Below are 19,111 nucleotides of genomic sequence, written 5' to 3'. Positions count from 1 at the left end.
AATGTATAGGCAAATAAAAAAGCATCAGACTTCCCATGACAGGAAGTCCGATGCTTTTTATTTTACATTTCAGCTTCTATTTTCAAAGATGATTCTTCGCTGAACTGTTCCTTATCCAGGTCGCCCGTTATTTTACTGGTCAGAATACCGGAAGTCATGCTTCCGCTGACATTCACAGCCGTTCTTCCCATATCGATCAATGGCTCGACGGAAATCAACAGTCCGGCCAAGGCGATTGGCAAGTTCATTGCAGATAATACCAGGATGGCAGCAAAGGTTGCTCCTCCGCCTACACCTGCAACCCCGAAAGAGCTAATGGCCACGATGGCAATCAACATGGCTATAAATGAAGGGTCCAGCGGGTTGATTCCAACCGTTGGAGCGATCATGACCGCTAACATGGCCGGATAGATTCCGGCACAGCCGTTTTGACCGATCGACAAGCCGAAGGATCCGGCAAAGTTGGCAATACCTTCCGACACCCCTAGTTGTTTCTGTGTTTGGATGTTCAATGGAAGAGCTCCTGCACTTGTTCTTGAAGTGAAGGCAAACGATAATACCGGGAAAGCTTTTCTTAAATATACGATTGGGTTCAATCCTGCAAGCATCAGCAATAGCAGATGGATGAGGAACATGACAATCAGGGCGACATAAGAGGCTCCCACGAATTTCCCCAGTTTCAGGATGGCATCCAAATCACTCGTAGCTACCGTCTTCGTCATGATCGCCAAGATCCCGTAAGGCGTTAATCGCAGGATCAATGTTACGACACGCATGATGATGCTGTGCAATGTATCTACTATTTTAGCAAAAAATTCAGCATGTTCAGGCTGCTTGCGTTTTACTCCTAAATAGGCAATCCCAAGGAATGCAGCAAAAATTACAACGGAAATGGTTGATGTCGGACGTGCTCCCGTTAAATCAAGGAACGGATTGGACGGAATCAATTCAAGGATTTGCTGTGGCATCGTTTTATCCTGAATCGTACCGTAAGTTTCCGAGATTTGATCCCCGCGGCTTAACTCCGCTTCCCCTTGCTCAATTTGAACGGCTTCCAAATTGAATACAGTTGCCGAGGTGATCCCAACAGCTGCTGCAATCGCCGTCGTCCCAAGCAGGATTCCGATGATCAGCACACTGATCTTTCCAATATTGCTAGTCAGTTTCAATCTTGTGAATGCGGATAAGATCGAAATGAAGACAAGCGGCATGACGATCATTTGCAGGAACTTGACATAGCCCGAACCTACAATGTTAAACCAATCGACCGATTTAACGATCGCTTCTGACTGGGGCTCATAGAAATACTGCAAAAGAAGTCCGAATACAATCCCTAAACCAAGTCCAGTAAAGACCCTTTTTGTAAAGGAAACATGCTTCTTATTCATGTAAAATAAAACGCCTAAAAGAACGAGCATTATGGCAAGATTTAAAAACACATAACCAATCATATATATTCCCCCTAATTCCGATTAACCAAATAAGAATAATAAATATCTGAAGACTATGATACATCATCCGTTGATTTTTTACCAGAAGAAAATAATTTATTTTTGACTTTTTAACTAATTCATGTATATATCCTTATTCATGGACTGAATAAGAAGTCACAAAAAAGAGGTATACATGAACCTTTCTCCACTCTCGGATTAATGGTTAAGTATGCCTCTCATAGATAAAATTATTACTTCTTCAAATCAATCACGATATCATCCAATACCAACTCTTTGGGAGCACTTCCTGGTTTTGTTGGGAAGGATGTTGATTGCTGCTAAAGACTGTTGAATAAAAAATATTCGATATATATTTATGATGAAGGATAATCCCTTGGTTTTCTTGAATGATATATTAGGTCGCGTATGCATGGCTTTTTTTGAAAGGATGAAGCAATGATGGATATATACATTCACAGGCTAAATGAACAGGATGCACAAGCGTTATTTGCATTTGAATGCAATAATAGAAGGTTTTTCGAGCAAACGGTGCCAGGCCGGGGAGATGATTATTATCGTTTTGGAACGTTTGAGATCAGGCACAAGGAATTATTAAAAGAACAAGAAGAGGCAATCTCCTCTTTTTATTTAATTAAGGATGCTTCAGGCATAATCGTCGGCAGGATTAACCTTGTGGATATCGATCCCATTAAGGGTACGGCTCATGTCGGTTACAGAATCGGTGAAGCGTTTACGCAAATGGGGATAGCAAATGAAGCTTTAAAGCTTTTGGTTAATCTGGCGCCGGAATTGAATGTGAATCAAATACAAGCCAAAACGACAAGCGACAACATTGCCTCCCAAAAGGTATTAGTGAAAAACGGTTTTGAAAGGATATCGATTAATGAGGGAATTTGTGCGGATTCCGGTCAAAAGCTAATATTCTACCATTATGGTAGGATCCTTTAAATCCAATTTCTTCTATATAGTAGACCGTATAAATTGTAAAGGATATAAAAGATGAAGAAATAATCCCGAGATATTTTCGCTGCAAAAGATTTCATTATTTAAAAAGAGAAGGAGAATATAATATGATAGAAGGTTTATATGAAGCCCATCTGCCCGTCAAGGACCTGGCCATCTCTATGGATTTTTATAAGAAAATAGGCTTGAAACTAGCCTGGAGGGATGAAGATACTGCCTTCTTTTGGATAGAGGAAAACAAAAGCTGGGTCGGATTATGGGAAGGGAAAGAATATCAAACTCCATACCACCCTTCACTAAGGCATATCGCATTTCGGGTATCTTATGAAAATATGAAAAATGCATTAACTTGGCTCCAATCCCTGAAAATTGAAGTCGTCCCTTTTGGAAAAAGGAAATCGATTGAACCTTTTGTGCGCCCGCACCAAGGTAACGCTTCCGTCTATTTCAATGACCCAGATGGAAATAGCCTCGAACTCATGTGTTCGATAAAAGTCCCTGATGCATATAAGCATATGACCGAAAAACTTTCACTTGAAGAATGGGAAGAACTAAATTCTATAGAAGAAAACAAAAAAATCAACTAGCATGAAACGATTGGTTGTATTTAATAGAAGGAAGTGTAAGGATTGTTTAATCAATTAACGAATCACGATAGTATTCTTAACCATTTACGTGCAGACTGTGAGAATTGTTTTGGTTTGTGCTGTGTAGCTTTGCCTTATGCAAAATCTGCTGATTTTGCATTTGATAAAGATGGGGGTACACCATGTTCAAACCTTCAATCGGATTATCGTTGCGGCATCCATGAAAATCTCAGAGCAAAAGGTTTTAGGGGCTGTACGGTATATGAATGCTTCGGTGCGGGGCAAAAGGTATCTCAACTCACATATGCTGGAAACGATTGGAGAGACAACCCAGCGTCAGCAAAGGAAATGTTCGATGTGTTTCCTATTATGCAACAACTTCATGAAATGCTTTGTTACTTAAATGAAGCACTGAATTTAGAAGATGCGAAACCTCTTTATCAAGATTTGCAGGCTGCTTTCGAAGAAACGGAATATCTCACTAAGCAAAGTCCAAAGTCTATCATGGACCTGAATGTACCAGCTCATAGAGCGATCGTTAATGATTTGCTTCTGCGCACAAGTGAACTCGTACGTGAAAAGGCATCATTTAATAAAAATAAAAAACAGAAAAAACAGAACAAAATAGGCAGGGGAAGTGACCTTATCGGTGCAAAGTTGAGAGGCGCTGACCTTAGGGGAGCGAACTTAAGAGGAGCTTTACTTATCGCATCCGACCTCAGAGAAGCAGACATGAGAGTGACGGATCTTATCGGTGCAGACTTTAGGGACGCTGATTTAAGCGGTGCCGATCTCACCGGGAGTTTCTTCATCACACAAGCACAGATTAACTCGGCTAAAGGCGATACAAAGACAAAATTGCCGCGCACATTAAGCATTCCCGATCATTGGAGATAGAAGGAAAGCCAAGATCAGAGCTGACTTTCATGCAGAGTATACGCCCCATGAATGAAAATTGTTTAATTCACGAGTAATGGGAAAATTTTGTAGATTTAGCTTTAATCCTAAGCTTTTACATAGAGTGAGTTCTACTAACATGCGATTCTTCATTGGGAAGGATCGTCTTTTGTAATTGGGCGGAAAATTTTCATTTTTCCATTTGACTCTGACGTTGCGTAATACCTTAAAGTAAATGATATCGAAAGGAGGTAAGAAGCAGTGCCAATGAAAGTGAAAGAGCTGGCCGATATAGTTGGCATTAGTGTGCGGACACTGCATTATTATGATGAAATCGGGTTATTATCGCCAGAGGAAATAACCGAATCAGGTTATCGCCTTTATTCGAATGATAATCTTGAGATGTTGCAGCAAATCCTGTTTTTCAGGGAACTTGGCATGCCGTTAAAGGAAATAAAACAAATGATAAGCAGCTCTTCGTTTGATAAACAAGATGCGTTAATGCAACATCAAAAAATGTTACTGGAAAAACGCAGTCAGCTCGATAAATTAATTAAGACGGTCGAAAAATCGATTAAGCATATGAAAGGGGAAATTCAAATGACGAATAAAGAAAAATTTGAAGGATTTGATTTCAGTCAGAATCCATATGAAGAAGAAGCCCGCAAGCTTTGGGGGGATAAAGCTGTCGATGAGTCGAAGGCTAAAGTGGCGGGCATGTCCAAAGATGCACAGAATATTGTATCTGAAATCTATATCAAACTTGCGTCAATCCGAAATGACTCGCCCAAGTCGGAGGAGGCACAAGAGGCAATTAAAGAATGGTATGATTGTTTGAACAATAACTTCGGCACATACTCACTTGATGCTTTCAAGGGATTAGGTCAAATGTACGTGAATGATCAACGTTTCACTAAAAATATCGACAAATACGGTGATGGTTTAGCAAAATTCATGTGTGATGCGATGGGTCATTTTGCTGACGCTAACAAAAATTGATTCCCAGATTAGATGGAAGGTTGCTCCGGCAACCTTTTTATTTTATAGCTAAAGGGACGGTCAGTTTAAGAAGCTGTATACTATAGTTGTGGTAATATTTTTAATATTCAGATTTATTGAGAATAGGGGGAAACTTATGGAATTTAGAGATGCCGCCTTTAACCTCGGGGAAATTAATGATGTTGATGGAAGTAAAGTGGCTGTTTTTAATGGAAAGGCCATTTATATAAGCATCGTCACTAAACTTCGGGCCGCAGGTTGTGTTTACGCCGAGGAAGAGGCCCGGTTGCTCATCAGCGCGGCAGGGACAACGGCCGAATTGGCCGGGATGGTGGATAGACGGATAGCGGGTTTGCCCCTTGAACACGTCATTGGCTGGGCGGAATTCTGCGGTATCCGGATAGAAGTTGACCCCTGAGTCTTCGTACCCCGCAGACGGACCGAGTTTTTAGTCCGCCAAGCGGCAGCACTTGCTATGCCAGGAGCAGTCGTGGTTGACTTGTGCTGTGGTACGGGCGCGGTTGGCTCCGCTGTGGGCGATGTTCTCGAAGATATCGAGTTGTACGCCGTCGACATTGACCCGGCCGCGGTGCGGTGCGCGCGTCGTAACGTCACTTCAGTCAATGGTCAGGTATACGAAGGGGATCTCTATGAACCGCTTCCATCCAATTTACGGGGACGTGTTGACGTACTGGTCGCAAACGCACCATACGTCCCTACTGAGGAAATCGGTCTACTACCCCATGAAGCGCGCATGCATGAGGCGAGGGTGGCATTAGACGGCGGGGCGGACGGGCTTGATGTCCAGCGAAGGGTGGCAGCTTCGGCAACACTTTGGCTGGCACCGGGCTCCCATTTGTTAGTCGAGACCAGTGAGCGGCAAGCGATGCAGACCGTGGAAATCTTTGCTGGATACGGGGTGATGCCACGGGTGGTAAAGTGTGTTGAACGGGACGCCACTGTCGTAATTGGAACCAGCCCCGCACTGTAAAGAAATGTTTTTAATGGCGCTTTTTCTTATAACGATTGGAACGCTGGCTGTTCTTGCTTGCCTTTTGACGGCACTATTTATTTGGTTTTGGGACTCGGTCTTTTTATAAAAAAAGAGGTCTGCATCATAAAAGGGACCAAAGAAGCGGTCCCTTTCCGACGTTATTTCTTTAGCATGTTTACGATTTCCTTAGCTTTTTCTAATATAACTCCTTCAATGATACTGTTGTTTTTTCGAACAGCCGTACCGAAATGATAGTGACCGGTATGCAATTCGGAATGGATAGCAAGGATATTATCCTTATTTAAGCCGCTTCCAACCAGTATCGCTATGTCGCCGCAGACTCTTTTCATTTGTTGAATCGTTTTCATGCGGCTGGGGAAATCCCCATGCCCACCTGACGTCAATATCGTTGTGATTTCTCGATATTGTGCCAGTGTTTCAGCTGAAATGACTGGGTCGTTTGTTTCATCTATGGCTCGGTGGAATGTAATCTCCAAACCTTCACATACCGTCAATAATTCTTCGAGGTAAGGTCGATTGATTTCATTTTTTTCATTTAATACACCCAAAACGACCCCGTTCGCTCCAAGTGAACGAATGATTTGGATATCTTTTTTCATGATTTCCAAATCTTTTTGCGTATAACAAAACGACTGGCTATGGGGCCTCACCATCACGTTGACTGGTATCTTTACTGAATGGACGACAGCTTCTATCAGGGCGTGGCTTGGAGTTAATCCCCCCTCGGCCAAAGAACTGACAAGCTCGATTCGGTCTGCGCCCGATTCTTCGATTATAATGGCATCTTCTATCGTTGTGGCAATGAATTCAATGTACATTGTATTTTCCTTTCCTGCATGCAAGTGTTATAAGAATAGCTTGTATAAGATTATTAAATCTATTAAGAATAGTAAAGTCAATTCATTAATAGATCCCATGACCTCTCATCAAATTCCTCCATTAGTTTTCCTCAAATGGAATTTATTTATTTCTCATATTTATGAAACGAAATGAACATTCGAACGTATAAAAAAAGAATCAATTACTATTTGAAAGTGGAATGTCTGGCGGGGTAATTAAATGAAAATCATCATGACGGAGGTTATTTAATTGGATAAAGAAGGTAAGGAAGTAAAGAAATCGAGGTTTTACAAAGTAGGGATGGGATTTCTGATCATTTCCCTTCTCACTTGGATCATTCCTGTCGTAGCTCCTTTTACGCCATTTTCGACTGCGGCTAAAGCAGGGGTCATAACAGGTGCAATCGTCTTTGCGGAAGTCATGTTTTGGGCAGGCGCGCTTTTGGTCGGGAAAGAAGTGGCTGCTAAATATAAAGGTTATTTAAACCCGAAAAATTGGCGAAAGGAAAAAGGATGAAGCAATGGGAGTGAAGTTCCATGGAAACTGAGTTGCTGAAAGTTTTCGATTCAAATCGCATTCAAACAGGCGTAGCTTCACGTGAGGAAGTACATAGATTGGGACATTGGCATGAGGTTTTCCATTGCTGGTTCGCAAGTTCGGAAGCGGGCGTGGATTACCTATATCTTCAGCATCGTTGTGCGATGAAAAAAGATTATCCGAATCTAATGGATATTACCGCTGCAGGCCATTTACTGGCTCATGAAACGGTATACGACGGAGTCAGGGAGATTAAAGAAGAAATAGGCATTGACGTTTCCTTTGACGAGTTGGTTCCATTAGGGATCATTGAATACCATCAAACGAAAGTAGATTTTATCGACAAAGAACTGGCAAACGTCTTTCTATATGAAAGTGCACATAGCTTCGATGATTTCACCCTGCAGCCAGAAGAGGTCTCCGGAATGGTGAAGGTTGCGCTGAATGACTTCGAAAAGCTTTGGACCGGAGCAGAGGACAAAGTGAATATTAAGGGCTTTGAAATGAATAACGAAGGCCGTAGGGTGAAGATCGATAGCTTTGTCGGACGGGATGAGTTCGTTCCGCATGATCTTTCCTATTATGAAAGCATCATTAGATTGATCAGGGAAAACCTTACTAAATGAAAATGAAGCCCCGACAAAACGATTCGAGTTTTGTCGGGGCTTTTCTTTTTTCTGAAAAACATTAAGTACAACGGCCTGAGTCTTTCCCGGTCAACGGCAGCCTATTGGCTCGTTTTGTCTCAACGCGACATTCATATGTCCTTAGATGTTCCCGTATTTGTCCTGAATGGTTCATAGGCATAATGACTTTGTCCTCTGGTGATTGGGTTGATGAAGCGAAGCATACCAGACTGTAATAGTGATGGCAGGCTGCCAGTTAAAGGCGGGGATGCAGTTTTTCATGAACTAGGGAATTTATCACTTGTAAGAATATGTCAAAATTGTAATATGAACAGTGTACAAATCTTGTTAAGGGGATGAGTGAAATAATGAAGAAAATGGTTTTATGTATTTCATTTTTTGTAGCTTCTTTAGTCCTTTTTGGCTCCCTTGATCTTTTTGCAAGCAATGCATCAGCAGAAACACACACCTATGATGGAAAAAGTCCTTACTATAACAATTGTGCGGACAGTGCAGTAACGAAGAAGAATGTGAAAATTAATTTAAACGGTGCTTCTGCAAATTTAGAGTTGAAATTCAGTACAACTTGCAAAACAGCTTGGGCAAAGCTCACCCTAAGCAGACCGGCTAAAGCAGATGGGGAGGCGACGGCATTGGTTGTCCGAAATACTGATAATAAACAATTTAGCTGTGCATCTCCTGGAGGAAATGGTGAAATAAATAAAGGTCAAACGTCATGCTATACACCAATGGTATATGATTTAGATCCGCGAAAAGCTCAAGCGGTTGCATACTGGCCATATACGGCAGGCGAAACTGGCTGGTATTAATCATAAAGTGAAATCCTTCATCTACTTTTATGCAAAGAAAGGACGAATGACTTGAATAATAAACTGAAAATGATAGGTTTATCCATGGTGATGACACTGTCGATGTTTCTTGTCGACTTTGGATTTGGAAAAAATCAGGCTCTGGCTGAAACACATACTTATGATGGAAAAAGTCCATTCTATAATAGTTGTGCAAGTTCGGCGGTAACGAAGGATAAAAAATGGATCGATTCAAATTCGTACGTAGAATTGAAATTCAGCACTGTCTGTAAAACCGCCTGGGCCAAAGTGACCGTGACACGGCCCGCCGTATACAACCATGAAGCGGACGCCAGAATCGTCCGAAGTACTGATGGTAAGGCCTATACATGTGCCAGCTCCGGGGGGAATGGTGTCGTGAATGTCGGGCAGACCTCGTGCTATACACCAATGGTATATGATTATGACCCGCGCAAGGCACAGGCCCAAGGGATACATGCAATCCCTAATAGTGATGCATATAATAAAGCTGTGACCATTTGGTACTAAAAAACTAAGGCAAAAAAAGCATCCGTATGGTCGGATGCTTTTTTTTTCGGTCAGATTGTGCTCATACCTTCATTTCCGCTTCCAAATGTAGTAGATATTGTTTCATCTCCGTACCTCCACGGTAACCGGTAATGTTCCCGTTTTTTCCGATAACCCGATGACATGGCACCGTGATCAGAACAGGATTGGCACCAATGGCCGTACCGACCGCCCGAACAGCTGCTGGTCTTTGGATGATTTGGGCAATATCGGAATAGGAACAGGTTTTTCCGTAAGGTATTTGATTCAGCGCTGCCCAAATTTCTTGTTGAAAGGGCGTGCCTTTTACATCTGTCGGAAGTGAGAAGGTCTGCCTGGTTCCTCCGAAATATTCTTGGAGTTCTCTTAGATAGGGTTTTAATGCTTTTTCATTTTCAATAAGTCTCGCATTTGGAAAGCGTTTTTGTAGCCAAGACTTCAGTTCTTCATATGTTTGACCAGGAGAGCCTACATAGCAAAGCCCTTTTTCCGTTTTGGCCACATATAACTGCCATCTATCATAATGCAATATGGCCCAATCGATGGTTTGTTCTTTATCATTCTTCATTTTCTTCACGCTCCAAAACTTGAGTTTTGAGATAAGCTTTCCGATATCCTGAAGGGGTAATCCCCATTTTCCTTTTGAATAGCGTCATGAAATAGGGTGTACTAGAGAACCCGACAGCCAGGCCTATTTCAGTTATCGGCTGTTCGGACTTTTCCAGCAGCCACGTTGCTTTTTCAAGGCGTAGCCGTTGAATGTATTCAGTGGGCGAGATTCCCTTCACACGCTTGAATGATCGTTGTAAATGATAGGGGCTCCCGTGGGAAATATCCGCCAATTTATTCAATGTGAGGGGTTCGCTGTAATGGGTGTCGATCCATTCGGCTATTTGTTCAACCCATTCTTCTATCGGCAAATTCAATCCTTCCGGCTTACATCGTTTACAAGGCCGGAAATCTTCTTTCAAAGCCATCATGGCATTTTTGAAAATCTTCACGTTTTCCTTATTCGGCACCCTGGATTTACAGGAGGGCCTGCAAAAGATGCCCGTCGTAATTACTCCGTATAAAAAATGATCATCATATGCTGCATCACAATCTATAATAGCTTTCCAATATTCATTCGGGAAATCTGCCTTTTTTGGATTCAACACATTCACCTCTGCTTTTAGTATACAAGAAAGGGTTGATATACAAACATATTGATAATATAAAAGCAAGATAACGTAATGTTAAAATAAGGGAGTTAAATGAAAGCGCAAGATAACGAATCCATTTTTCATTAGTATAAAGAGAATGGGACAAAGGAGGACATATCAATGGATGAAGGCATGATCGAATTGAGGATTCATGTACCAAGGGAGTTTAGCTTTTCGGAAAACCTTACATACTTATCAAGATCGGCCAATGAATGTCTGTTCGACATTGTTGATCAAAAAATTTATCGAGCACTTGTTATCGAGAACGAGACACTCTTAGTGGAAATCAGTGCGATGGATGAAACGGAGCTGACCGTTCGGTTTCCAGGACGAACTGCAGTGATGGATAATCAGGTAATGGATGCTATTTCCCAATACGTTCGTCATTGGTTCGATCTTGAGACAAACCTGCTTCCTTTTTATGAGATGGCCCAAAATGACCCTTTATTGCACAAGCCGGTAAGCCAATTCTTCGGTCTGAGAAATATGGGCATCCCGGATTTATTCGAAGCGATTGCCTGGGGAATACTTGGACAGCAGATTAACTTGACCTATGCCTATACCTTGAAACGGAGGCTTGTGGAGGGATTTGGTGATTTTGTTGAATTCGAAGGAAAGCAATATTGGCTGTTTCCAAAGCCTGATGTGATCGCGAAATTAACGGTCGAAGATTTTGCCGATTTGAGGATGACGGTGAAGAAGTGTGAATATTTAATAGGCGTTGCTCAACTGATTGCAGGAGGGGAACTTACTAAAGAAAAGCTGTTGAATGCAAAGGATGTAAAAGAGGCCGAAAAAATGCTGACCAAAATACGGGGAATCGGTCCGTGGACAGCGAACTATGTCTTGATGCGCTGTTTGCGTTTTCCAGCAGCCTTTCCCATCGATGACGTCGGGCTGCATAATTCCATGAAACTGGTCATGGAAACGGAAGCAAAACCAACGAAAGCGGAAATCCTGAAACTATCGGCAGCGTGGGCCGATTGGGAATCCTATGCGACCTTCTATTTATGGAGATTGCTATATTGACTTCGTGTATATTTCAAATTCGGAGATAAAACAGTAGAATGCGTCGATATATCTTTAAATTCGGAGATAAACTGCATATCCAGCCCAAACATCTTTAGTCCATATAACATACATTATTCCATTCAATCATATAGAGGTGAATGACCATGTATATGTACCCGACGTATCATTATGAAGATCAAGTTTTTCTTGAACGGCAGTTTCCCGGTCTATCCGGCTTTCCAGGTATCCCTGGATCACCAGGCTTTCCGGGCATCCCTGGATCACCAGGCTTTCCAGGGCAGCCAGGCTTTCCAGGCCAACCCGGTTTTCCCGGTGCAGGGCCACCGCCGGGTTCGCAAGCACCAACAGCTCCCCCGCCAGCGTTTATCCCTCAACAGCAATCGGCTTCAACATTTGCCATAGATCCAGGTGCCATTTCGTTTTGTCTGTTTAGGAATACTTTTATATGGCTAAATAATGGTGCGAGTTTCTGGTATTATCCTGTTTTTGTCGGTCCGCGATCTGTTGCCGGCTTCAGGTGGAATGGCAGGTTCTGGACGATTTTTGGCATTGATACAAGACAAATCAATTCTTTTACCTGTTTTTGAAAATGCTCAAAGGAGATGTTTCCTTTGAGCATTTTTAGGTTTCAGGCTGTTTTGCTTTCTTCCAGTAAGAAAAGATAGGGTAGCAAGAAAGAAGCAGCACTATCCAAAGAAAGACATCATTAAAGGATATGCCTATCGTTGAACGTCCCCCTAAAGCGGTCAACAATCCGACTAGGGAAAGGAGATACAGAGTGTAAAAAAATTGCGCCTTGATCCTCATTTCATGATCGGCGTGACCATCTTTCTTAAATTGGACACTGAGAAATAAAACAATCATAATCCCAAGAAGTACCTCGGATGAAACGATATGAGATAGTAAACTGACTGGAAAAAAATCATAAATAAGCAAAAGGGTGATGATGATCATATAAGTCATTTGAAACATTTTTGAATGTCGTGAAATAAACGGCCAACAATGTTCAATATTTAATAGAAATGGTAAAATCATTATGCTCCTATAAAATTAGTGAATGAAAATGAAAATAGAGGATGCTGCTGAATATGAGGAAAGTATCGCTGGAAACCAAGATTCTTGGGTTAGTCTTATCGTTGAGCCTGTTTTTGATACTCTTATTGACGACTTCTTTTTCCTATATGGAAGGAAGGCAAATAGCGAAGGATAAAGGTCAATTGGCGTTGGAACTTTCAAAGACGATTAGCTTCATGCCTACCGTCACAGAGGCCTTTGAAACGGAGGATCCCGCTGGCATAATTCAGCCGATTGCCGAAAAGATCCGCAGGGAAACAGGGGCCGAGTTCATCGTTGTCGGGAATAAAGAGGGAATTCGCTATTCCCATCCGCTGGCTTCCGAAATTGGGAAGCGGATGGAAGGCGGGGATAATGCCAGGGCCATTAAGGAAGGCGAATATTATGTCTCCGAAGCGGCAGGGTCGCTCGGTCTTTCCATTCGGGGGAAGTCACCGGTATTCGATGCGGATGGAAAAATAATTGGAATCGTCTCCGTCGGTTTTTTAGTGGACGATGTCCGCGCCCAAATATTCAAGGATTTGTCCAAAGAGATGATTGTATCTTTAGTGGCCATCATGATATCGATCATTGGCAGTTATATGCTGGCAAGGAGCATACGTAAAGATACATTGGGGCTGGAACCATTTGAAATCGCCAATTTATATAAAGAAAAAAATGCAGTGCTTCAATCGGTGAAAGAAGGGATTCTGGCCATTGACCAAAATGGGTTGATTACTTCGATGAATCAGCCGGCAAAAAAATTGCTCGATATTAAAGAGTCCGTTCGCCATTTGAATGTGGATGGCCTATTCCCTTCAAAATATTTATTCGAAGTGCTGAAGTCCGGTGAACCGCAGGTGGATAAGGAGATTTCATGGAAAGACAAATCCGTTATCGTCAATTGTACGCCAATCTTCGATAGTGAAGGGGTAAGCGGTGTTGTCGCTTCTTTCCGTGATCGAACGGAAATTGAGGAAATGGTCAACACATTATCGGAAGTGAAGATGCATTCAGAGGATTTAAGGGCACAAACCCATGAGTTCACCAATAAACTATACGTCCTTTCAGGTTTGATACAATTAGGCGAATATGATGAAGCAATAGATATGATTCAAAGCGAAACATCCGAATTGCATTCCTTGAACCGTGTTGTGTTCGAACAGATCAAGGATACAAAGGTACAAGCCCTTTTACTTGGAAAAATAGGGAAAGCATCGGAGAAGAAGATCATCTTTGAAATAGATGCCCAAAGTTACCTAGAGAAACTGCCGGATCATATAAAATTGTCACAACTAACATTGATTCTGGGCAACATTATCGATAATGCACTTGAAGCGGTTTCAAGCATGGAAGAGCCGCTCGTGAAATTTTTCGCCACAGATATCGGAAATGATATGGTATTTGAAGTGAGTGATAACGGAAAAGGAATACCTGAGGATGCCGTCGCCCATATTTTCGATCGGGGTTTCACTTCGAAAAACAACGGAAGTCCGAGTGGTTATGGACTTGCGAATGCTGATCATGTCGTCAAAGAGCTGGGCGGCATCATCGAAGTTCACAGCGAGGATGGAAACACCATATTCACCGTGTATCTTCCTAAAGAACAGTGAGGAGGGAAAGAATGCTGAAGATAAGAGCAGTCATCGCAGAAGATGATTTTCGTGTAGCGGATATCCATGAAAAATTCTTAAAAAACTTTGATGAAATAGAAGTGGTCGGAAAAGCCGTCAATGCCAAAAAAACGCTTCGGATCTTGGAGCAAAAAAGCCCGGATTTGCTTTTGCTTGATGTTTATATGCCGGATCAACTTGGTACAGACCTTCTTCCGGACATACGGAAAAGGTTCCCGAATGTGGATATCATCATGATCACCGCGGCAACGGATAAAGACCAACTTGAAAAGGCGCTTCACTATGGTGTTGAGAATTATTTAATTAAACCAGTGGAAATGAAGCGTTTCAATCAAGTTATCGAAGAGTATCTGAAGAAGGTCCATCTGATGAAGTCCAAACAAGAGATAGATCAGGATTTTGTTGATCTCATTTTGAATAAGGGAGCTGCGGTTTCGGAAACGAACGATGGGCCGGCCTTACCGAAAGGGGTCGACGAAATCACTTTGGCGAAAGTCATCGAGGTACTCAAAGCAAGCGATATCGGTTTGTCGGCTGAGCAAGTGAGCGGACAGATCGGCGCTTCCAGGACAACCGCGAGACGCTATCTGGAATATTTGATATCCGTAAAGAAATGTAAAGCGGAAGTCGTATACGGAGTAGTGGGAAGACCTGAGCGAAGGTATTATAAAATTCAATAGAATGAAGTGTGAAACACCTTCAAGATTGGAGGTGTTTTTTTATGCGATTTAAAAAAAGCAATATATGTCAAAAAAACGATGTTTTAATTGTTATCTTATTCTTAAGGAGGTTCGGAAATGAGATACAGTCCCAATCATCAGTAATAGAATGAAACTGTCGGGTTTTATAAAGTCAAAAGATGTTGATGGATTTTGTGGTTTATGGATGAGGGTGGATAATGCCCTTCATGATGTTTTGCAATTCGACAATATGGGGAACCGGCCCATCGTTAACGATACGGAATGGAACCATTATTATATTGTCTTGGATGTACCCTACAACAGTGCCATCATTTCATTAGGGGTCTTTCTATCAGGGCCTGGAAAGGTATGACACGAGCTGGAATTCGAGGAAGTCAGTAAAGATACACCAACGACCAATATAGATTACGGCTGTGACCTTTTGGATGGACCGGCAAATCTATTGAAAAATGAATGCGCAGCAGCATGCCTTTGCAAAAAAAATATAGTCAAAGTTTTCTTAATAATTGCAATCATCCGCTTAAAGAACCCGCCATTCAATCCTTGGAGTGGTGCCGGTTCAGCCTCGAAAAATCCCTTCCGTGAACACAATGAACAAAATTAACTAAATAGTTTTAAAACACAATAAATTGAGAACGCTTACAAATGAAGCGGTTTCATATACAATTTACCTTATTAGAAGATAAGGAGTGATTGATATGCTCGCTTTATTAGGATACTTGATGATAGTAGCGTTTATGATTTTAATTATGACAAGGCGACTTTCAGCCATGATAGCTTTGATTGCAGTGCCAAGCGCCTTTGCACTTATTGGCGGGTTTGGCGGTAAAATGGGTGAGATGGCGCTGGAAGGGATCAAAGGCGTTGCGCCAACGGGAATCATGATTTTATTTGCGATCCTTTTCTTTGGCATTTTGATCGATGCTGGCGTTTTTGATCCAATCATCAATACGATACTTAAGGTTGTAAAAGGAGATCCGGTGAAAATCGCCATCGGCACGGCCGTCCTGGCTTTGCTGATTTCCTTGGATGGAGATGGTACAACCACATATATGATAACGATTTCAGCCATGCTTCCGCTATATAAACGGATTGGCATGAGGCCGCTTGTATTGGCCGGCATTGCCGTTTCGTCATCTGGAGTCATGAACCTTCTTCCTTGGGGAGGCCCTACAGCACGGGTGATGACCGCTTTGAAACTTGAAATGTCCGATGTTTTCACTCCTGTCATCCCAGCGATGATCGGCGGGGTCCTGTTCGTCCTTTTCATGGCATATTGCCTGGGTAAAAAAGAAAGAAAAAGAATCGGGATCATAGAAGTAGATTATCGTGTTATGGCACAGCAAGCGGCTGCAACGGAAGATGCTTATCTTAAGCGTCCTAAATTGATAATATTCAATTACGCATTGACTCTTACATTGCTGGTGGCGCTGATCATGGAACTTATGCCTTCAGCGGTTCTGTTCATGATAGGTTTCGCGATTGCCATTACGGTCAATTATCCGAAACTCAGTGATCAAAAAGAGCGTGTGGCAAACTATGCGGACAATGCTTTATCTGTAATTTCGATGATTTTTGCAGCAGGTGTCTTCACTGGAATCCTTGCCGGAACGGAAATGGTCGATGCCATGGCAAACTCATTGATTCAGCATATTCCAGATCAAATGGGCACACATTTTGCTGTCATTACAGCCGTCATCTCAGCACCTTTTACGTTCTTCATGTCTAATGATGCATTTTACTATGGTGTGCTCCCATTGCTTGCTAAAGCGGGAGCTGCTTATGGAATTGACCCTGCCATGATCGGCAGAGCTTCACTATTAGGGTTGCCCGTCCATCTATTAAGCCCGCTTGTTCCATCTACCTATCTATTGGTTGGAATGGTAGGCGAAGATTTCGGTGCATTGCAGCGTACCTTCCTGAAATGGGCATGCGGATCGACGCTTGTCATGATAGTGGTATGTGTCCTATTGGGAATCATCCCACTATAAAGCTCTCTAAAGAGTCCCGTTCGTCAAGATGCGAACGGGACTCTTTTCTGTCTGCATCAAGCGCTGAATAAATCTATAAAAAGTGAGATACATTATGTTTGTCTTCTCTTTCGCGACAAAGTTAGCTTTTACTTTTATTGAATGAGGAAGGTACGTACCTTAAGATTAAAGGAAACTATATTAATTATGAAGGGGAGAGAGCAAAATGGCTCACTTTAATATAAAAGTTGCAGTTCAAAAGTTCGGTAACTTTCTAAGTTCTATGGTCATGCCGAATATATCAGCTTTCATAGCATGGGGGCTAATCACTGCCTTATTCATCCCATCTGGTTTCCTGCCAAATGAAAGCCTTGCCAAAATGGTTACACCGATGGTTACGTTTTTGCTGCCGCTTTTAATTGGGTATACAGGTGGTAAGTTAATCCATGACCACCGTGGCGGCGTAGTCGGTGCCATTGCGACAATGGGTGTCATCGTCGGATCTGATATCCCGATGTTCCTTGGCGCCATGATAATGGGACCGTTCGGCGGTTATGTCATCAAGAAATTCGATCAATTGATTGAAGGGAAAATAAAAGCCGGTTTTGAAATGCTTGTTAATAATTTCTCAGCGGGGATAATTGGCGGCTTATTGTCCATTCTATCCTTCTTGGCCATTGGTCCTGCTGTAGACGTATTTACAGGCTGGCTAGTAGCTGGAGTCGATTGGCTTATCGGTACAGGTTTACTGCCGTTGACAAGTATCCTGATCGAGCCTGCCAAGGTATTGTTCTTGAACAATGCCATCAATCATGGTGTACTATCACCAATCGGTGTAGAGCAAGTTAAACAAACAGGGGCCTCCATCCTGTTCCTTTTGGAATCGAATCCTGGACCGGGTATCGGCGTATTGCTTGCCTACTGCTTTTTCGGAAAGGGAACGGCGAAGAAATCGGCTCCAGGAGCGGCCATCATTCATTTCTTCGGCGGGATCCATGAAATATATTTCCCTTATATCCTAATGAAGCCGATGTTATTCTTAGCCGTCATTCTTGGAGGCATGAGTGGAGTATTCACATTGGTCCTACTGGGCGGAGGGTTGTTCGCTCCTGCTTCTCCAGGCAGCATACTTGCCATTACAGCAGTAACTCCGCATAATGCAGGCGCATATATTGCTAACTTTGCAGGCGTGATCGTAGCAGCCCTTGTTTCATTCATCGTCGGTGCATTCATCTTGAAAACAGGAAAGCAATCTGAAGAGAATATTGAAGATGCCGCGAAAAAAATGCAAGAAATGAAAGGCAAGAAAAGCTCTGTTGCCGATGTATTCGCTTCAGATCCGGGCACGATGCCATCAGGCGTCAGCAAAATAATATTTGCCTGCGATGCTGGGATGGGGTCAAGTGCGATGGGAGCTTCGCTGCTTCGCAAGAAGGTGAAGGAAGCCGGTTTGAATATCACCGTGACCAATACGGCGATCTCGAACATTCCTGCTGATGCACAAATCGTCATAACACAGGAAGAGCTAACTCCAAGGGCACAGAATAAAGTGCCGAATGCTTATCATGTATCGGTGGATAATTTCCTATCGAGCCCTGAATACGATTCATTGCTTGCACGGCTTCAGGACGATGGCACCGATGAGCTGCATGAAATCGTCGAAGATGCTGAAGAGAAGGTTCCCGGTGTTCGTGAACATTCAATTGAGCCTGGCATCAATGATGATGAGCAGGATGATAATGAATTGCTTCGCGAAGAAAACGTCTTCCTTAATCAACAATTCGCCAATAAGGAAGAAGCGATCCGCTTTGCAGGAAGAGCTTTAGTCAATGCAGGTTACGTTAAGGAAAGCTATATTGAAGCAATGATTGCCCGTGATGAATTGACTTCAACCTATATGGGGAATGATGTAGCCATTCCGCACGGAACCGAAGAAGCTAAGAAAGATGTCCTTAAATCCGGATTTACCGTTCTGCAAATTCCTGATGGTGTCGACTTTGACGGCCAAAAGGCACGATTGATATTCGGCATCGCCGGCAAGGACGGGACACATCTTGAAATTCTATCCGGCATTGCAGTTACCTGCTCCGAGATGGAGAATATCGAAAAGATGGTTAAAGCCACATCAGCCAGGGAATTGATGGATATTATAAATGTCGGAAATAATTAAATACACTTAACCTAGAATAGAAAAGCGTTTGACGCTTTTCTATTCAGTATTTTCT

19 protein-coding genes and 2 pseudogenes are annotated in these 19,111 nt (G+C 42.5%); 16 read left to right on the top strand and 5 right to left on the bottom strand.

Translation table 11 applies throughout. From position 1 onward, the window contains the following. Window positions 1-62: 62 nt before the first annotated feature. Window positions 63-1,451, bottom strand: a complete 1,389-nt coding sequence (locus JNUCC41_RS02615) for an L-cystine transporter (protein WP_192206243.1) — start codon at window positions 1,449-1,451, stop codon at window positions 63-65. Window positions 1,452-1,892: 441 nt separating this feature from the next. Between JNUCC41_RS02615 and JNUCC41_RS02610 the strand changes: the two genes are divergently transcribed. The 5 genes and pseudogenes from JNUCC41_RS02610 (at window position 1,893) to JNUCC41_RS02590 (ending at window position 5,891) form a co-directional block, all read left to right on the top strand. After that, the gene (locus tag JNUCC41_RS02610; RefSeq protein WP_192206242.1) at window positions 1,893-2,402 is read left to right on the top strand and encodes a GNAT family N-acetyltransferase; all 510 of its coding nucleotides are present in this window, start codon (window positions 1,893-1,895) and stop codon (window positions 2,400-2,402) included. A 122-nt stretch (window positions 2,403-2,524) separates the two neighbouring features. Next, on the top strand, window positions 2,525-3,004 hold the full coding sequence (locus JNUCC41_RS02605; protein WP_192206241.1) for a VOC family protein: 480 nt from the start codon (window positions 2,525-2,527) through the stop codon (window positions 3,002-3,004). Window positions 3,005-3,046: 42 nt separating this feature from the next. Further along, on the top strand, window positions 3,047-3,901 hold the full coding sequence (locus tag JNUCC41_RS02600; protein WP_192206240.1) for a pentapeptide repeat-containing protein: 855 nt from the start codon (window positions 3,047-3,049) through the stop codon (window positions 3,899-3,901). Between the two features lie 261 nt (window positions 3,902-4,162). Then, window positions 4,163-4,900 (top strand): MerR family transcriptional regulator, encoded by a 738-nt coding sequence (locus tag JNUCC41_RS02595; RefSeq protein WP_192206239.1) that lies wholly within the window; start codon window positions 4,163-4,165, stop codon window positions 4,898-4,900. 328 nt (window positions 4,901-5,228) lie between these two features. Further along, window positions 5,229-5,891: pseudogene (locus tag JNUCC41_RS02590) on the top strand (putative protein N(5)-glutamine methyltransferase). A 161-nt stretch (window positions 5,892-6,052) separates the two neighbouring features. Here the strand turns inward: JNUCC41_RS02590 and JNUCC41_RS02585 are convergent. Beyond that, window positions 6,053-6,733 carry a copper homeostasis protein CutC gene (locus JNUCC41_RS02585; protein WP_192206238.1) on the bottom strand — a complete coding sequence of 227 codons (681 nt, stop codon included), beginning with the start codon at window positions 6,731-6,733 and terminating at the stop codon, window positions 6,053-6,055. Between the two features lie 271 nt (window positions 6,734-7,004). On the opposite strand from JNUCC41_RS02585, the gene JNUCC41_RS02580 reads away from it, so the two are divergent. The 4 genes from JNUCC41_RS02580 to JNUCC41_RS02565 all read left to right on the top strand — a co-directional run bounded on the left by JNUCC41_RS02580 (window position 7,005) and on the right by JNUCC41_RS02565 (window position 9,276). Then, entirely contained in the window at window positions 7,005-7,271 is a 267-nt protein-coding gene (locus JNUCC41_RS02580) for a transporter suffix domain-containing protein (RefSeq protein WP_342614369.1), read from the top strand. 20 nt (window positions 7,272-7,291) lie between these two features. After that, window positions 7,292-7,918: an NUDIX hydrolase gene (locus JNUCC41_RS02575; protein WP_192206237.1), complete on the top strand. Its 627-nt coding sequence runs from the start codon at window positions 7,292-7,294 to the stop codon at window positions 7,916-7,918. A 368-nt stretch (window positions 7,919-8,286) separates the two neighbouring features. Beyond that, window positions 8,287-8,748: a DUF2690 domain-containing protein gene (locus tag JNUCC41_RS02570; RefSeq protein WP_192206236.1), complete on the top strand. Its 462-nt coding sequence runs from the start codon at window positions 8,287-8,289 to the stop codon at window positions 8,746-8,748. A gap of 84 nt (window positions 8,749-8,832) precedes the next feature. Then, window positions 8,833-9,276, top strand: a complete 444-nt coding sequence (locus JNUCC41_RS02565) for a DUF2690 domain-containing protein (protein ID WP_192208009.1) — start codon at window positions 8,833-8,835, stop codon at window positions 9,274-9,276. 61 nt (window positions 9,277-9,337) lie between these two features. Here JNUCC41_RS02565 and JNUCC41_RS02560 read toward each other — a convergent pair whose 3' ends face one another. Both JNUCC41_RS02560 and JNUCC41_RS02555 read right to left on the bottom strand, forming a co-directional pair. Further along, window positions 9,338-9,862 carry a methylated-DNA--[protein]-cysteine S-methyltransferase gene (locus tag JNUCC41_RS02560; RefSeq protein WP_192206235.1) on the bottom strand — a complete coding sequence of 175 codons (525 nt, stop codon included), beginning with the start codon at window positions 9,860-9,862 and terminating at the stop codon, window positions 9,338-9,340. Then, window positions 9,852-10,448 (bottom strand): bifunctional transcriptional activator/DNA repair enzyme AdaA, encoded by a 597-nt coding sequence (locus JNUCC41_RS02555; protein ID WP_192206234.1) that lies wholly within the window; start codon window positions 10,446-10,448, stop codon window positions 9,852-9,854. Before JNUCC41_RS02555 ends, JNUCC41_RS02560 begins: the two co-directional genes overlap by 11 nt. 168 nt (window positions 10,449-10,616) lie before the next feature. On the opposite strand from JNUCC41_RS02555, the gene JNUCC41_RS02550 reads away from it, so the two are divergent. Both JNUCC41_RS02550 and JNUCC41_RS02545 read left to right on the top strand, forming a co-directional pair. Further along, a complete protein-coding gene (locus JNUCC41_RS02550; RefSeq protein ID WP_192206233.1) occupies window positions 10,617-11,525 on the top strand; it encodes a DNA-3-methyladenine glycosylase family protein in 909 nt (302 codons plus the stop codon). A 140-nt stretch (window positions 11,526-11,665) separates the two neighbouring features. Continuing rightward, window positions 11,666-12,115 carry a collagen-like triple helix repeat-containing protein gene (locus JNUCC41_RS02545; RefSeq protein ID WP_228467499.1) on the top strand — a complete coding sequence of 150 codons (450 nt, stop codon included), beginning with the start codon at window positions 11,666-11,668 and terminating at the stop codon, window positions 12,113-12,115. A gap of 34 nt (window positions 12,116-12,149) precedes the next feature. Here the strand turns inward: JNUCC41_RS02545 and JNUCC41_RS02540 are convergent, their stop codons facing one another. Beyond that, the gene (locus tag JNUCC41_RS02540; protein ID WP_192206232.1) at window positions 12,150-12,563 is read right to left on the bottom strand and encodes a hypothetical protein; all 414 of its coding nucleotides are present in this window, start codon (window positions 12,561-12,563) and stop codon (window positions 12,150-12,152) included. Window positions 12,564-12,616: 53 nt separating this feature from the next. Between JNUCC41_RS02540 and JNUCC41_RS02535 the strand changes: the two genes are divergently transcribed. From JNUCC41_RS02535 to JNUCC41_RS02515, 5 genes and pseudogenes are all read left to right on the top strand, one after another. Then, window positions 12,617-14,194 carry an ATP-binding protein gene (locus tag JNUCC41_RS02535; protein WP_192206231.1) on the top strand — a complete coding sequence of 526 codons (1,578 nt, stop codon included), beginning with the start codon at window positions 12,617-12,619 and terminating at the stop codon, window positions 14,192-14,194. Window positions 14,195-14,205: 11 nt separating this feature from the next. Next, entirely contained in the window at window positions 14,206-14,895 is a 690-nt protein-coding gene (locus JNUCC41_RS02530; RefSeq protein WP_192206230.1) for a response regulator, read from the top strand. A 136-nt stretch (window positions 14,896-15,031) separates the two neighbouring features. After that, a pseudogene (locus JNUCC41_RS02525) lies at window positions 15,032-15,358 on the top strand (AraC family transcriptional regulator); the annotation flags it as partial. A 256-nt stretch (window positions 15,359-15,614) separates the two neighbouring features. Further along, entirely contained in the window at window positions 15,615-16,907 is a 1,293-nt protein-coding gene (locus JNUCC41_RS02520) for a CitMHS family transporter (RefSeq protein ID WP_192206229.1), read from the top strand. Window positions 16,908-17,112: 205 nt separating this feature from the next. Next, the gene (locus JNUCC41_RS02515) at window positions 17,113-19,056 is read left to right on the top strand and encodes a PTS mannitol transporter subunit IICBA (protein WP_192206228.1); all 1,944 of its coding nucleotides are present in this window, start codon (window positions 17,113-17,115) and stop codon (window positions 19,054-19,056) included. Window positions 19,057-19,111: the final 55 nt, after the last annotated feature.

The sequence above is a fragment of the Brevibacillus sp. JNUCC-41 genome (assembly GCF_014844095.1).
GTDB classification, from domain to species: domain Bacteria; phylum Bacillota; class Bacilli; order Bacillales; family DSM-1321; genus Peribacillus; species Peribacillus aracenensis.
Note: the sequence above shows the minus strand (reverse complement) of the source record. Positions and strands in the feature narration are given on the sequence as shown.